We start from the raw sequence: 298 nt of genomic DNA, 5'->3' as shown, positions 1-298 counted from the left end.
GCCGGTACCGCTGCCGGACTTCACCTTCGATCCGCCGCCGGCCACGCCGGCACCGAGGGTGCCTGACAACAGCCTGATGTTCGGCGCGCTGGGCACCGCAGGCGTCGTGGCCGCCAGCCCGTTGGATGCTGGTGCCTCGCCGCTGCCAACGCAGGATGATGCCGAGGCAGCACTGGTCTTTGCCGCGTCCAGCGCACCTGCGCCGGATGTCCCGCAGTGGGAGCTGGCGCCGTTCTACCCCGAAGCCGAAGCGCTCGCGACCGCCGACGAACGCGCGCCGACGTTCGCCAGTTTCGAT

General features: G+C 70.8%; 1 protein-coding gene. It reads left to right on the top strand.

Annotated elements, in window-relative coordinates:
- A partial coding sequence (locus EN846_RS34510; protein ID WP_135928154.1) for a hypothetical protein occupies positions 1 to 298 on the top strand: 298 nt, incomplete at both ends.

Source organism: Mesorhizobium sp. M4B.F.Ca.ET.203.01.1.1 (genome assembly GCF_004791025.1).
Lineage (GTDB): Bacteria > Pseudomonadota > Alphaproteobacteria > Rhizobiales > Rhizobiaceae > Mesorhizobium > Mesorhizobium abyssinicae.
The sequence above is the reverse complement of the archived record's forward strand: the minus strand, read 5'-3'. Positions and strand labels throughout refer to the sequence as shown.